The following is a 13,901-nucleotide window of genomic DNA, read 5'->3' as shown; positions in this document are numbered from 1 at the left end:
GACACGGGCCGTCGCTCAGCGCGTTCGGGGCCCCTTGGCTACCCCACGGAGCGGACGGCAAACGACCACTGTTTCCGCATGCACGCGAATGGATACCCGCACCGCATGTCGAAGCCCCGCCTGCGGCTGAGCGCGGGCATGCTGCGCAGCGCTGCCATCGTGTCAGCCGAGCTGCTGCTGCTCTTTCTCGCGCTGTGGGCGCTGCGCAACGTCGTCGAGCACCTGAGCTATGTGCTGATCCCCATGTCGATCGCGCTGCTGCTCTCGGCGTTCCTGCAGCCGCTGGTGGGCTTCCTGTGCCGGCACCGGTGGCCACGCGGCCTCGCGGTGGTGACCTCGCTGATCGCGGGGCTGACCGTAGCGGGCGGCCTCGTGGCCTTCGTCGTGCTTTCCATCCTCAACAACTTCGACGAGCTGCGGCTACAGGTCGCCGAGAGCATCGCCCAGGTCGAGGACTGGCTGCGCAGGGGACCGTTCCAGTTCGAGGGCGGGCTGTCCGACCGGGTGCAGGAGTGGCTCGGCGGCAATCAGCAGGCGGTGATCTCACAGGCGCTCGGCGCGTTCAGCACGGTGAGCGCGATCGGGATCGGCCTGCTGCTGTCCACTGTGCTCCTCGTGATCTTCCTCTACGACGGTCCGAGGATGTGGGAGTTCCTGCTGCGACCGTTTCGCACGTCGACCCGCAACGTCATCGACGAGTCGGGCCGCAGGGCCTACCGCAGCGTCGTGACCTACGTGTGGGTGACAGCGCTGGTCGCGCTCATCGATGCGATCGGCATCGGGATCGGGCTCGCGATCGTCGGCGTCCCGCTCACCGTTCCGCTCGCCGCGCTGGTGTTCCTCGGCGGATTCGTGCCCTACGTGGGCTCGGTCGTCTCCGGCTTCGTCGCGGTCGCGGTGACCCTGGTGAGCAACGGCGGCGTGGCCGCGCTCATCATCCTCGGCGTGGTGCTCGGCGTGCAGCAGCTGGAGGGGCACGTGCTGCAACCGGTGCTGCAGGGCAACCTCTCGAAGCTGCACCCGGCCGTGGTGCTCGTGGCGCTCGTGATCGGCGGCACCGAGGGCGGTATCGCCGGTGTGCTGTTCGCGGTGCCCACCGTGGCCGCCGTGAAGGCGGTGCTGATCACAGTCGCCGAACACCGCGCGTGAGCCGTTTCGCCGGCAGGGGCCCGGGTACTCCGCCGCCAGCCAGGCAACCGAGCAGGAGGAGCCACCCCATGACCGACGACCTGATCAGCGTCATCATGAACGACCACCGCGAGGTCGAGCGGGTGTTCGCCGAGCTGGAGGACAAGGCCACCGACCCGCGCCGTCGCAGGGAGCTCGCCGACCACGTCATCGCCGAGCTGGTCCGGCACTCCGTCGCGGAGGAGCAGTTCATGTACCCCGCCGCGCGCAAGCACCTCGAGAACGGCAACGAGCTCGCCGACCACGAGATCGAGGAGCACTCCGAGGCCGAGCTGCTGATGAAGCAGCTGGAGGACATGGACGCCACCGACCCCAAGTTCGACCAGCTGCTCGGCAACCTGATGGACTCGATCCGCCACCACGTCGAGGACGAGGAGAACGATCTGCTGCCCAAGCTGCGCGCGGCGTGCAGCGAGGAGGAGCTGCGGGAGCTGGGCGAGAAGGTGTTGCGGGCCAAGGAGAAGGCACCGACGAGGCCGCACCCGCAGTCGCCGGACAAGCCGCCGGCCAACCGCATCCTCGACCCGGGCGCGGGCCTGATCGACCGGATGCGCGACAAGCTCAGCGGGCGCGCGACGTGAGGTGAGGGACGCGTCAAGTCATTCCGGGGCGCGGGCGGTTTCCGGTGATCAGCCGGTTACGCCGCCCGCGTCCCGGAAAGCACCTCAGTTCTTCCTGCCGACCCCGCCGGTCATGAAGCGCACGCCGATCGTCGTCGCGTCGGTGACGATCTCGTCGGGCCGCCACAGCGGCAGCGGCACGATGCCGGGCGCCAGGATCTCCAGGCCCTCGAAGAACTCCTCGAGCTCCGCCGGGGTCCGGACGCGGCCGGTGCCCAGCTGCGAGAGCAGGACCTTCTCCAGCTCCTCACTCTCCGGCGAGTCCGACAGCCGCGTGAAGTTCGTGATGAAGAAGTACGAACCGGGCACCACGGCCTCCCGCAGGGCCTGCACGATGCCCTTCGGGTCCTCGTCGTCGGCGAGGTGGTGCAGGATGCCGCAGAGCATCACGCACACCGGCTTGCTGAAGTCGATCATCTCCTGCACGTCGGGGTGCGAGAGCACCTCCTCCGGCTTGCGGAGGTCGGCGGTGACGACGCGCGTGTTCTCGTTGTCCTGCAGCAGCGCCCTGCCGTGCGCCAGCACGATCGGGTCGATGTCGACATAGACGACCTTCGCATCGGGGTTGGCCTCCTGGGCCACCTCGTGCGTGTTGCGCGCCGTGGGCAGCCCCGAGCCCAGGTCGAGGAACTGCGTGATGCCCTGCTCGGCGGCAAGGTGACGCACCACGCGGTGCAGGATCGCCCTGTTGTGCAGTGCGATCTCCTTGAGCTCCGGCATCACGGACAGACTCGCCTCGGCGACCTGCCGGTCGATGGCGTAGTTGTCCTTGCCGTTGAGCATGACGTCGTAGACGCGGGCGGCCGTCGGCACCCCGTTGTCCAGTACGACGATCTCGGAGTCGACTGCTGCGCTGTCGGAGGACATTGAAGGCTCGCTCTCCTCACCATATGCGGGACGCTGGACATCGTAGCCGTTCCGCCACACGGCGTCACTGCGGTTGGGAGTTTCGGGTGATCGACAACGTCGTCTCGGGGTCGAGGACGTGGACTTCGCCCAGCTCACACCCCGGCGCGCACCACGCTCCGCTCCGCTCCGCGCCGCGCCGCTCCTCTACTTGACGGCGCCCATGGAGAGGCCGCGGACGAGGTGGTTCTGCGCGATCCAGCCGATGATCATCACGGGCAGCGAGGCGAGCAGGGCCGCGGCCGACAGCTGCGCCCAGTACAGGCCCTCACTGGTGATGAAGCCGGACAGGAACACCGGCACGGTGCCGGCCCGCGCTGCGGTGAGGTTGACTGCGTAGAAGAACTCCGTCCACGAGAAGATCACGCAGATCAGCGCGGTCGCCGCGATGCCGGGCGCCACGACGGGCAGCACGACCTTGTAGAGCAGCGTCGGCAGCTTGGCGCCGTCAACCCGTGCGGCCTCGATCATCTCCTTCGGCACCTCGAGGAAGAACGAGCGCATCATCCACACCGCCAGCGGCAGGTTCATGGCCGTGTAGAGGATGTTCAGCGCCCACACGTTGTCCAGCAGCTGCACGTTCTGCGAGATCACGTACAGCGGGATGATCGCCGCCACGATCGGCAGCATCTTCGTGGACAGGAAGAAGCCGAGCACGTTGCTCGTGCCCTTGACCGGCGCGATCGAAAGCGCGTAGGCGGCCGGGATCGCCAGCACCAGCACGGCGAGCGTCGACACCACCGTGACGAACGCCGAGTTGGCGAGGTAGGGCAGGAACCCGCGTTCGAACACGCCCGCGAACTGCTCCAGGGTCGGCGAGAAGAACAGCCTCGGTGGATCGGTGTAGGCGTCGGCCTCCGTCTTGAACGACGTCAGCACCATCCAGATGACGGGAAAGACGAACAGGATCGCGACCAGCCACGTGAACGCGGTCAGCGAGATGCGGCCGAGCCTCATTTCACACCCCCGCTCACGTCGAAGGTCCGGAACATCAGGCGCAGGGTGAACGTGGCCACGATCAGCGTCAGGATCACCACGATCACGCCCATCGCCGAGGACTGGCCGACGTCGAAGCCCTCGAACGCCCGCTGGTAGATGTAGAAGGGCAGGTTGGTGCTCGCCGTACCCGGACCGCCCTGGGTCATCAGGTAGATCGCGTCGAACGAGTTGACGATGTAGATCGCCCCCAGCAGCGCGGCGAGCTGGAGGTACCGGCTCAGCTGCGGCAGCGTGATGGACGCGAACGTGCGCCAGCGGCCCGCGCCGTCGACCTGCGCGGCCTCCAGCACCTCTTTGGACTGCGCCTGCAGCCCGGCGAGGATCAGCAGCGTCATGAACGGCGTCCACTGCCACACCACCTGCGCCATCACCGACCCGAGCGGGAACTCCGAGAGCCAGTCGATGTCGGTGCCGAGCACGAAGTTGAGCAGCCCGTACACCGGGTCGAACATCGTCGTCTTCCACAGCAGCGCACCGGCTGCCGGGAGGATGAGGAACGGCGTGATGATGAGCGTGCGCACCACGCCCCTGCCGGTGAATTTGCGGTCGAGCAGCAAGGCGAGCCCGAGCCCGAGTGCCATCGACACGAACACGCACACCACCGTGAGCACGACGGTGTTGAGCATCGCGCCGCGGAACGTGCTGTCGGCGAACACGTCGACGTAGTTCTGGAAGCCGACGAAGTGCTGCGAGCCCGGCCGCACCAGGTTCCACGACTGGAACGAGTAGAACACCGTGACCAGGAAGGGAATCTGTGTCACCGCGATGGTGAAGAGCAGCGCGGGCAGCAACGGGGCCCTGCGCTTCCACGGGTTGGCGTGCCTGCGCGGTTTCGGCTGCTCGGCGCTCTCACCGGCCCGAGCAGGAGCGATCTCGGTCGTCGTCATTGGGTCTCCCGATAGGCCTGGCCGACCGTCTCGGCGTACTCCTGCGCCTGCTCCAACGCCTCGTCGACCGACTTCTGTCCCGCGATCGCCGCGGAGAGCTGCTGGCTCACCCGGGTGCCCAGGTCCTGGAACTCGGGGATGCCAACGAACTGAATGCCCGGGTAGGGCACCGGCTCGGTCATCGTCTTGTCCTGGCTGGCATCGCGGATGCCGTCCAGGGTCGGCTGCGCGTAGGCCTTCGCGGCCTCCCGGTACTCGGGAATGTCGTAGGTGGACTGGCGGCAGCCCGGCGGCACGCGGTTCCAGCCGAACTCCTCGCCAACCGTCTGGACGAACCGCTTGTCGGTCATCCACCGCATGAAGTCCCACGCGGCCTGCTTGTTCTCGGTGACCTTCGGCATCGCCAGCGACCACGTGTAGAGCCAGCCGCTAGCGTCGGTCTTGTCCACCGGTGCGGCGACGTAGCCGGACTTGCCCGCCACCGTGCTGCTGGCCGGGTCCTCGTTGGTACCGGCCATCACCGTCGCGTCGTACCACATCGCGGCCTGGCCCTGGCCGTAGCGCGTGCCGCACTCGGAGAACCCGGCGCTGGAGGCACCCGTCTCGCCGTGCTCGCGCACGAGGTTCACGTAGAAGTTGGCCGCCGCCTTGAACTCCGGCGACGTGAGCTGGGCGTTCCAGTTCCGGTCGAACCACCGGCCGCCGAACGTGTTCACCACGGTGGTGAACGGCGCGAGGCTCTCGCCCCAGCCCGGCTTGCCGCGCAGGCAGATCCCGGCGATGCCGTTCGCCGGGTCGTGGAGCCTCGCGGCGAAGTCGGCGATCTGCTGCCACGTGGGGTTCTCCGGCATCGTGAGCCCGGCCTGGTCGAAGAGGTCCTTGCGGTAGGCCAGGAACGACGACTCGCCGTAGAACGGCACCGCGTACATCGAGCCCTCGTGGGACAGCGACTGGCGGATGCTGGGGATGAAGTCGTCGGCGTCGTAGCCCTCGCTGGAGTCGATGTAGGGCTGCAGGTTCTCCAGCCAGCCGTTGGCAGCCCACTGCGGCGTCTCGTAGTTGCTGATCATCACCACGTCGAACTCGCCGCCCTGCGTGGCGGTGGAGGCGGTGATCTTCGCGCGGGCCTGGTTCTCCGGCAGCGACACGAACTTCAGCTCGATGCCGGGGTGCTCGCGCTCGAACCGGTCGGACAGCGCGATGGCGTCGTTCATCTGCGGGTTGGCGACGATCGCGATCACCAGCGTCTGCGTGCCCGCGCCGATGGCTCCCGCCCCGGCGCATCCGGTGACCAGCAGTAGTGCGGACAACAGGACCGCTGACAGCCGGCCACGCCGCCGCCTGCCGAAGGCGTTACGCATCGTTGCTGCCTCCTGGGATACCTCCTGGAACAACCTGCACCTTCAGTCCGGAGCCGCTGCGCATGAGCGCGAGCGCGTCCGGGTACCGCTCGAGCGGCAGCGTGTCGGTGAGCAGCGCGCCGGTGTCGATCGCACCGGCCGCGACGAGGTCCAGGGCGGCGCCGAAGCTGTTGAGCACGGCCATCGAGCCGACCACGGTGATCTCGTCGTTGTAGATGCGGAACGGCGACAGGGCCACACGCGCCTCCTCGGGCGCGACGCCGAAGACGAGCAGGCGCCCGCCCCTGCGCAGCGAGTCGAAGGCGGCCTCGATGGCTGGCACCACACCGGTGCAGTCGGCGGCCGCGTCGAACTTCTCGCCGTTCAGCTCCGCGACGTCGGTGACCACGGCCTCGGCGCCGAGCCGCGTGGCCCTGGGCAGGCGGGCGGCGTTGCGGTCGACGACGGTGACGCGAGCGCCCGCGCGCTGCAGCAGCTGCTGCATGATCAGGCCCATCGTGCCCGCGCCCATCACGAGGAAGCGCTCCCCCGCCTCGACGCCGACCCTGCGCACGCCGTGCACCGCGCACGAGACGGGTTCCACGAGCGCGCCCTGCTGGTAGGTCAGCTCGTCGGGCAGCCGGTAGCAGTTGGCGGACGGCACGGCGACGTACTCGGCGAAGGCGCCGTCGACGGTGTCACCGGTGGCACCCCAGTTGGCACACAGGTTGCCGTGGCCCGAACGGCACGGGGTGCAGTAGCCGCAGAACAGCGAGGGGTCGACGGCGACGCGGTCGCCGACGCGCCAGCCGCCGGGCACGTCGGCGCCCAGCTCAACGATCTCGCCCGCGAACTCGTGGCCGGGCACGATCGGGTAGGGCGTCGGCGGGAAGTGCCCGTCGGCGATGTGCAGGTCGGTCCCGCAGATGCCGCACGCGCCCACCTTCACCACGACCTGCCGCTCGCCCGGCTTCGGATCCGGCACGTCCCCGACTCTGAGGGACCCCGGCTGGTCGACGATCGCGGCTCGCATGCCACCCACTCCTTGCTCATCTGAGCACTTTACGAACTATTAACCACAGTGCATGTGCCTGGCATTGAAGAACTCCCCCTAGTGTTACGTCAACCTTTCGAGGCAATTTCGCGCTATAGTGCTCAGATGAGCGCTAGACGTCGGCCCCTCAGCTTGTCTGATTCGGTTCAGGCGGCCTCGATCGCCCACCGCTTCTACGTCCGGGGCGAGTCGAAACTGGAGATCGCGGAAGCCTTCGGGCTCAGCAGGTTCAAGATCGCCCGCATACTCGACACCGCAAGGGAAACGGGCCTGGTGCGGGTGGAGTTCGACCTTCCGGCCCCAATCGACCCGGCGCTGTGCGACGAGCTGCGCTCCGCCTACGGCCTCGAACGCGCCCTGGTGCTCGAACGAGCGAAACACCGCGAGACCCGGCCCGAACTGCGCAGGCGAATCGGGGCACTGGCGGCGCAGTTGCTCGCGGAGACGGCGACCAAGGACGACGTGATCGGACTGTCGTGGGCGCGCTCGGTCAACGTGATGACCGAGCAGATCGACGCGTTGCCGCGCTGCCCCATCGTGCAGCTGTGCGGAGTACAGGCGGGCATGGACATGCGCGACCGGTCGGTGGAGACCGTGAGCAGGCTCGCGCGCGTGTCCGGTGGCGAGGCGTACCCGATCTTCGCGCCGCTCGTGCTGCCCGACCGGCGGACCACGGAGACGCTGCGCAGACAGCCGGGCATCGCGGAGACGTTCGGGCAGTTCCGCAACCTCACCAAGGCCGTGGTGAGCATCGGAGCCTGGCAGGAGAACGAGTCCACCGTGTACGACTCGCTCTCCCCCGCCGAGCGCGACGCGATCAGCAAGCGGGGGGCGAAGGCCGAGGTCGCGGCGAGGCTGTTCGACGCCGACGGCAACGCGCTGTCCACCGGGCTGGCCCACCACGTGCTGGCGATCAGCCACGAGGAGCTGCGCCAGGTGCCCGAGGTGATCGCGCTCGGCTACACGAGGCCGAAGGCCGAGGCGATCGACGCGGTACTTCGCTCGGGCATGGTGTCGACCCTCATCACCGACGCCGACGCCGCCCGAGACGCCCTCGAAATCGCCGCCAACCGCACCTGAGCCCACCTTCCCCCAAGGCCACCTTTGTTGCGTTGAACGCAACAAAGGTGGCCTTGGGGGCCGTTCAGATCACCTGAATGGGCTACGGGGTCGAGGCGGAGGGAGGGAAACCCCTGCAGTGAAGGCCACCTTCACTGCGTTGAACGCAGGCAAGGTGGCCTTCACTGCAGCCGGGTCCGCTCCTCCTCGAACACCTCGTGGCAGCCCTTGCTGCAGAAGGCGTACCTGGTGCCGTCCCGCTCGGCGGTGCCCGCCGCGTGCTCGAACGGGACGTACATGCCGCACACCGGGTCGAGCCCCGAGCCGGCCGGCGGCTCGGCCCGCTGCGCGCCCGACTCCCGGAACGGCCGGGTGATCAGCCGCACGATGTCGTTGGCGCGCAACACCTCCCCGCCGAGGCCGAGGCCGCCCTCGGGCACGCCCACGACGTGCACCATCGCCGCGGAATCGCCCAGCAGCCTGCCGTAGATCTCGACGAGGTACGGGCTCATGTCCTCGCGCCAGCCCTCCGGAACGCTCACGCGCACGAGCAACCTGTGCTCCGCGCGGCGGCCGCCGGTGTACCAGGTGCCGACCTCGTGGAAGACGACGTGCGAGATCGCGCGCTCCGCCTCCAGCACCTCCGGCGGAGCGGAGTCGGCCTTCACCACCTCGTTCACGAGGTCGTGGGCGAGCCGATCGCGCCGCTCACTCGTCAGGAAGCCCTCGGGTGTGAACACCTCCACGAACATCATGGCCGGACCGCCTTCACCAGCAGGGCCGGGCAGGACAGCGACACCCCGTCGGCGCGCTCGTGCCTGCCGAGCTCGGTGAGCAGGGCCGCGCGCACGCCGAGCCGCTCGGCCTCGCCGGCCGCCCGCAGGAAATGCGGTACCGGCCCGAAGGAGAGCAGGAAATCCGCCGCGTCGACGGCGTCGGCGCCGAAGCGCATGGGCACGCTCAACGGGGTCGCCGTCACGCGCGTGAACCCCGCGGCCGTGAGCACACCGTTGGCCCGCACGGGATCGGCCAGGGACGCCGGACCCTCCGCGCCCGGCTCGCCGTAGTGCTCCGGCAGGTACCGCCCGAACACGCCGGAGTAGAGGCGCCCGAGGTCGCTGCCGGCCAGGTCGCCCAGTGCGACGAAGGCGAGCCGCCCGCCCCTCCGCAACGCGCTGCCGATGTTGGCGAACGCGGCCACCGGGTTGGCGAAGAACATCACCGCCGCGCGGCTGATGGCGACATCGAACCCACCGGCGGGAAACGGGTACACCTGCGCGTCGCCCTGCTGGAACGTCACGTTCTCGATGTTCTCGGCGAGCGCCGTCCGCCGCGCCCGCTCGAGCATCGGCGCGGAGAGGTCGATGCCGAACGCACTGCCCCCGCTCGCCAGGCCAGCGGCGATCCTGGTGGTCTGCCCGGTGCCGCAGCCGATGTCGAGCACCCGGTCGTCGGCCCCGATCGCCGCGGCGGCGAACAGCGGGTCGTTTGTTCCGGCGTTGACGGCGTTGTAGCGGTCGGCGTGGTCTGCCCAGTGCTTTCCCTCGGCACCGTTCCACGCCCTCGCCTGTTCGATGTTCACGATGGTCTGCATACCGACGATGCTTCCGCCGTCGCGGTCCGTCCGCGTCGGTCACCTGAAGGCGATTCCGCCACGCGGCTACTCCCCGGGAAGTACTCCCGCCGGAGAACGGAATCGGCGTGCTCTGCGGCTAGTGTTCGGACATGGCACAGGTCCGGGGACTTCTCGACCCCTTCGACACAGCGCTCGCGGCCGGGGTCACCGCGCTGGCGGTGCTCGACGCCGTCGTCGGCCCCTCGGAGCCGACCGCGCTCGACTACGCGCTGCTGCTCATGGGCTCGCTCGTACTCGCCTTCCGGAACCGGTCTCCCCGCACGGTGCTCGCGATCAGCCTCGTCTGCGGGCTGGTCTACACGGCGAGCGTCGAACCGGGGCCGATCGCGACTGTGCCCGTGCTCGTCGCCGTCTACACCGTCACCGCCGTGGGACACCGGGTGCTGGCGCTGGCCGTCACGGCACCGCTGGTGGTGTTCGCGGTGGCGACCAACCTCGCCGACACCGAGGACGGCATGGCGGCCGGGCAGGCGATCCAGGAGGCGATCCTGCCCGTCGGCTGGTTCGTCGCGGTGCTCGTGCTCGGCGAGGTGACCCGGCATCGGCGGGCGTACCTGGAACAGGCCCGTGAGCGGGCGGCCGAGGCCGAACGCACCCGCGAGGAGGCGGCGCTGCGCAGGGCCGGGCAGGAACGGCTCCGCATCGCCCGTGAACTTCACGACTCGCTCACCCACCAGATCTCGATCATCAAGGTGCAGGCCGACGTCGCCGTGCACCTGGCGAGGAAACGCGGCGAGGACGTGCCCGACGCGCTGGTGGCCGTGCAGGACGCTAGCCGCGAGGCGACCCGCGAGCTGCGCGCGACGCTGGAGGTGCTGCGCACCGACGACGAGGACACCGGCACCGGCCTCGCCCGGCTCGACCACCTGGTGCGGCGCGCCGGGGTGCCGGCCACGGTCGCCGTCGAGGGCGAGCCGCAGGCGCTGCCCCGCGACGTCGACCAGGCCGCGTACCGGATCGTGCAGGAGGCGCTCACCAACGTCGCGCGGCACGCGGGCGAGGCGACGGCGACGGTCACGATCGGTTACAGCGCCCACGAGCTGACCGTGCGGGTCGACGACGACGGCGCGGCCAGGCCGGGAGCCGCCCCTGTCCCCGGCGTCGGGCTGATCGGCATGCGGGAACGCGTCACCGCGCTCGGCGGGCGCCTGCGGGCGGAGCCGCGACCGGAGGGCGGGTTCACGGTGGAGGCCGTCTTCCCCGCGAGGGAGCGCGTGTGATCCGGGTACTGCTCGTCGACGACCAGGCTCTCATCCGCGGCGGGTTCCGCGCGCTGCTGGAGGCGGAGGACGACATCGAGGTGGTCGGCGAGGCCGCCGACGGCGCGCAGGGCGCCGAGCTCGCGGCCGAGACCGTGCCCGACGTCGCGCTCATCGACATCCAGATGCCGGTGCTCGACGGCATCGAGGCCACACGGCGCATCGTCGCCGACCCCCGGCTCGACGGCGTGCACGTGGTGATGCTGACCAACTACGGCTTCGACGAGTACGTGTTCAACGCGCTGCGGGCCGGTGCGAGCGGGTTTCTCGTTAAGGACATCGACCCCGGGGACCTGCTGCACTCCGTCCGGGTCGCGGCCCGCGGCGACGCGCTCCTCGCGCCGTCGATCACGCGCAGGCTCATCGGCGAGTTCGTGTCCCGGTTGCCGGAACCGGACATCGGCAAGAGCATGGAGCGGCTCACCAATCGCGAGCGCGAGGTGGTGGCGCTCGTCGCGCGCGGCCTGTCTAACGACGAGATCGCCCAGCACATGGTGATCAGCCCGACCACCGCGAAGACCCACGTCAGCAGGGCGATGACCAAGCTGCACGCCCGGGATCGGGCCCAGCTCGTGGTGTTCGCCTACGAGTCGGGGCTGGTTTCGCCGAAGCGCAGCTTGTAAGCTTCTGGATCTGTGGGCACTGAAAGCGCTTTCAGTCTACGGATCACGACGAGGTGAGCAGATGGCGATGTCAAGGGGAAACCGCTGGCGTGCGCGGAAACCGGCGATCCGGACGCTGGGCGTGCTCGCGACCGCGCTCGTGTGCACGTCGCTCGCGGCGCCCGGCGTGCAGGCGTCCCCACCCGGCCACGGAGCGGTGTTCCCAGGACTCGTCCCGGACCTGGCCGCCTACTACGACTTCGACCATCCCGTGCGCGGAAACGCCGCGCAGGAACGGGACCACGGTTTCTCGGGTACCCCGATCGACCTCGTCAACGGCGGCGCGGACATGCGCGTGCGTGACGAAGCGTTCCCCGGCAGCGGGCGCGCGCTCCAGACGCGGCAGGTGAACCCGGCCGTCAACGGCAACGACGACTGGAAGGCCGGGGTGTACTCGGCCGACGGCGTTCCGACGCTGAGCGCGTTCAACGGCGTCACCGGCACCACCGTGATGGGCTGGTTCAAGGTGACCGGCACCAACCCGAACCTGAACTCCACCACGCCCGATCCCGACGACTACTACAACGCCGTGGGCCTCGCCGGAGTGCTGTCCGGCAACTCCGACGGACACGGTGTGCGCGCGCTGCTCGAACTGATCAATGTGGACGGTGAGCTGCGGCTGGTCGCGCTCGGCAGGCGCGACGACTCCGGCAGCTCGCAGACGTTCGCGGCCAGCGAGGACTGGCAGAAGCTGTTGCCGAAGGACGAATGGGTGCACCTCGCGGCGACCTTCGACTTCGACAACGGCACGATGGCGTTGTACCGCAACGGAAAGCCGGTGGAAGGCTTCTACACCGTGTCCGGTGATCCGTGGGGTGTGGAGGGCGAACCGGAGCCGGACCGCGCGTCCGCGACCGATCCTAGGGGCATCAAGATCGGCGGCAGCTTCCCGCAGAACACGCTGGAGCGCAATCCCTGCAACTGCCGCTTCGACAGCCTGATGTTCCTCGACCGTTCGGTCTCGCCCACCGAGGTGTGGCTGCAGTACCAGTGGATGGTCCGCGGCCGGGGGTGACGATCGCGGCGGCGGCTACAGTGGAGGCCGATGAAACGCCCCGCCTCGCCGCTGCCGCCCCGGCACGGACTCGACGCCGCACGGCTCAGGCTGCCCGCCGAGGGCAACTGGGCCACCGTGCGTGACCACCTCGTCGAGCGCCTCCACCGGCTGGATCCGCGGCGGATCGACGAGATGCTGCGGGAGCAGCGCATCGTCGGGCTCGACGGGCCGATCACGGTGGAGACGCCGTACGTCCCGGGCACGTTCATCTGGTTCCACCGCGACCTCCCCGACGAGGTCCCGGTGCCCTTCGACATCGGCGTCGTGCACCAGGACGACCACCTCGTTGTGGTCGACAAGCCGCATTTCATGGCCACCATCCCGCGCGGAAGACACGTGCTGGAGACCGCGCTCGTCCGGCTCCGGCGTGACCTCGGGCTGCCGGAGCTGAGTCCGGCGCACCGGCTCGACCGCGTCACGGCGGGTCTGGTGATGTTCGTGGCGCGGCGGGAGCTGCGCGGTCCGTACCAGACGCTGTTCCGCGACCGGCTGGTGCGCAAGGAGTACGAGGCGATCGCGCCGCACGATCCCGCACTGGAGCTGCCGCGCACGGTGCGTAGCCGGATCGTCAAGGAACGCGGTGTCATGACCGCGCAGGAGGTGCCGGGAGAGCCGAACGCGGAGACGTGGGTGGAGCTGCTGGAGCACCGGGACGGGCTCGGCAGGTACCGGCTGCGGCCGCAGACGGGACGCACTCACCAGCTGCGGGTGCACATGTCGTCGCTGGGGGTGCCGATCCTCGGCGACACCTTCTACCCGGTACACCACGAGACCCCGCTGAACGATTTCAGCCGCCCGCTGCAGCTCCTGGCCAAAGTGCTCGAGTTCACGGACCCGCTCACCGGCGAACGGCGCCGTTTCGAGAGCGGGGCAACCCTCCGGGCGTGGACGGACCACGCCGCATGGCAAGCCGACGTCTTGGCCTGACGCGCCAGCCCGCGAGTCCCCCGCTCCCGCGCGCGAGTTCTGCACTCCAGCCCGCGAGTTCTGCGCTCCCGCGCGCGAGTTCTGCACTCCAGCCCGCGAGTTGCGCGTTCCCGGGCGCAAGTTGCGCGTTCCAGCCAGGCGATAGGCGGGCGTGCCGAACGGGCAACTCGCCGGCCCGGGCGGGGGACTCGCCGGCCCGGGCGGGCAACTCGCCGGCCCCAGCGGGCCACTCGCGGGCCCGAGCCGGGGGACTCGCGCACCGGGGCGGGCCACTCACCGGCCCGAACGGGCAACTCGCCGGCCCCAG

General features: G+C 69.6%; 14 protein-coding genes. 7 read left to right on the top strand and 7 right to left on the bottom strand.

What is annotated here, in order from left to right:
• The first annotated feature begins 78 nt into the window (after positions 1-78).
• The gene (locus FCN18_RS10110; protein ID WP_323808351.1) at positions 79-1,149 is read left to right on the top strand and encodes an AI-2E family transporter; all 1,071 of its coding nucleotides are present in this window, start codon (positions 79-81) and stop codon (positions 1,147-1,149) included.
• A gap of 68 nt (positions 1,150-1,217) precedes the next feature.
• On the top strand, positions 1,218-1,769 hold the full coding sequence (locus FCN18_RS10105) for a hemerythrin domain-containing protein (RefSeq protein WP_137094611.1): 552 nt from the start codon (positions 1,218-1,220) through the stop codon (positions 1,767-1,769).
• Between the two features lie 84 nt (positions 1,770-1,853).
• On the opposite strand, the gene FCN18_RS10100 is transcribed toward FCN18_RS10105, so the two are convergent.
• From FCN18_RS10100 to FCN18_RS10080, 5 genes are all read right to left on the bottom strand, one after another.
• On the bottom strand, positions 1,854-2,675 hold the full coding sequence (locus FCN18_RS10100; protein ID WP_137094609.1) for an SAM-dependent methyltransferase: 822 nt from the start codon (positions 2,673-2,675) through the stop codon (positions 1,854-1,856).
• A gap of 186 nt (positions 2,676-2,861) precedes the next feature.
• Entirely contained in the window at positions 2,862-3,671 is an 810-nt protein-coding gene (locus FCN18_RS10095; protein ID WP_112271636.1) for a carbohydrate ABC transporter permease, read from the bottom strand.
• Complete coding sequence (locus tag FCN18_RS10090) at positions 3,668-4,600, bottom strand: carbohydrate ABC transporter permease (protein WP_112271634.1); 933 nt, start codon at positions 4,598-4,600, stop codon at positions 3,668-3,670. Before FCN18_RS10090 ends, FCN18_RS10095 begins: the two co-directional genes overlap by 4 nt.
• Positions 4,597-5,961 carry an ABC transporter substrate-binding protein gene (locus FCN18_RS10085; RefSeq protein WP_113641005.1) on the bottom strand — a complete coding sequence of 455 codons (1,365 nt, stop codon included), beginning with the start codon at positions 5,959-5,961 and terminating at the stop codon, positions 4,597-4,599. Before FCN18_RS10085 ends, FCN18_RS10090 begins: the two co-directional genes overlap by 4 nt.
• Entirely contained in the window at positions 5,954-6,973 is a 1,020-nt protein-coding gene (locus FCN18_RS10080) for a zinc-dependent alcohol dehydrogenase family protein (protein ID WP_113641006.1), read from the bottom strand. The genes FCN18_RS10085 and FCN18_RS10080 overlap by 8 nt, the downstream gene beginning before the upstream one ends.
• A gap of 126 nt (positions 6,974-7,099) precedes the next feature.
• Between FCN18_RS10080 and FCN18_RS10075 the strand changes: the two genes are divergently transcribed.
• Positions 7,100-8,074 (top strand): sugar-binding transcriptional regulator, encoded by a 975-nt coding sequence (locus tag FCN18_RS10075; protein ID WP_113641007.1) that lies wholly within the window; start codon positions 7,100-7,102, stop codon positions 8,072-8,074.
• A gap of 161 nt (positions 8,075-8,235) precedes the next feature.
• Here the strand turns inward: FCN18_RS10075 and FCN18_RS10070 are convergent, their stop codons facing one another.
• Positions 8,236-8,808, bottom strand: a complete 573-nt coding sequence (locus FCN18_RS10070; protein ID WP_137094607.1) for a YHS domain-containing protein — start codon at positions 8,806-8,808, stop codon at positions 8,236-8,238.
• Entirely contained in the window at positions 8,805-9,647 is an 843-nt protein-coding gene (locus tag FCN18_RS10065) for a class I SAM-dependent methyltransferase (protein ID WP_112271625.1), read from the bottom strand. Before FCN18_RS10065 ends, FCN18_RS10070 begins: the two co-directional genes overlap by 4 nt.
• Before the next feature lie 131 nt (positions 9,648-9,778).
• Between FCN18_RS10065 and FCN18_RS10060 the strand changes: the two genes are divergently transcribed.
• The 4 genes from FCN18_RS10060 (at position 9,779) to FCN18_RS10045 (ending at position 13,594) form a co-directional block, all read left to right on the top strand.
• Positions 9,779-10,909, top strand: coding sequence for a sensor histidine kinase (locus FCN18_RS10060; protein WP_137094604.1), 1,131 nt, complete (start codon positions 9,779-9,781; stop codon positions 10,907-10,909).
• A complete protein-coding gene (locus FCN18_RS10055; protein ID WP_112271621.1) occupies positions 10,906-11,571 on the top strand; it encodes a response regulator in 666 nt (221 codons plus the stop codon). Before FCN18_RS10060 ends, FCN18_RS10055 begins: the two co-directional genes overlap by 4 nt.
• A gap of 61 nt (positions 11,572-11,632) precedes the next feature.
• Complete coding sequence (locus tag FCN18_RS10050) at positions 11,633-12,625, top strand: LamG domain-containing protein (protein WP_228713834.1); 993 nt, start codon at positions 11,633-11,635, stop codon at positions 12,623-12,625.
• Between the two features lie 30 nt (positions 12,626-12,655).
• On the top strand, positions 12,656-13,594 hold the full coding sequence (locus FCN18_RS10045) for an RluA family pseudouridine synthase (protein ID WP_113641010.1): 939 nt from the start codon (positions 12,656-12,658) through the stop codon (positions 13,592-13,594).
• The last annotated feature ends 307 nt before the right edge of the window (positions 13,595-13,901 follow it).

The sequence above is a fragment of the Prauserella endophytica genome, assembly GCF_005146945.1.
GTDB lineage: Bacteria > Actinomycetota > Actinomycetes > Mycobacteriales > Pseudonocardiaceae > Prauserella_A > Prauserella_A endophytica.
Note: the sequence above shows the minus strand (reverse complement) of the source record. Positions and strands in the feature narration are given on the sequence as shown.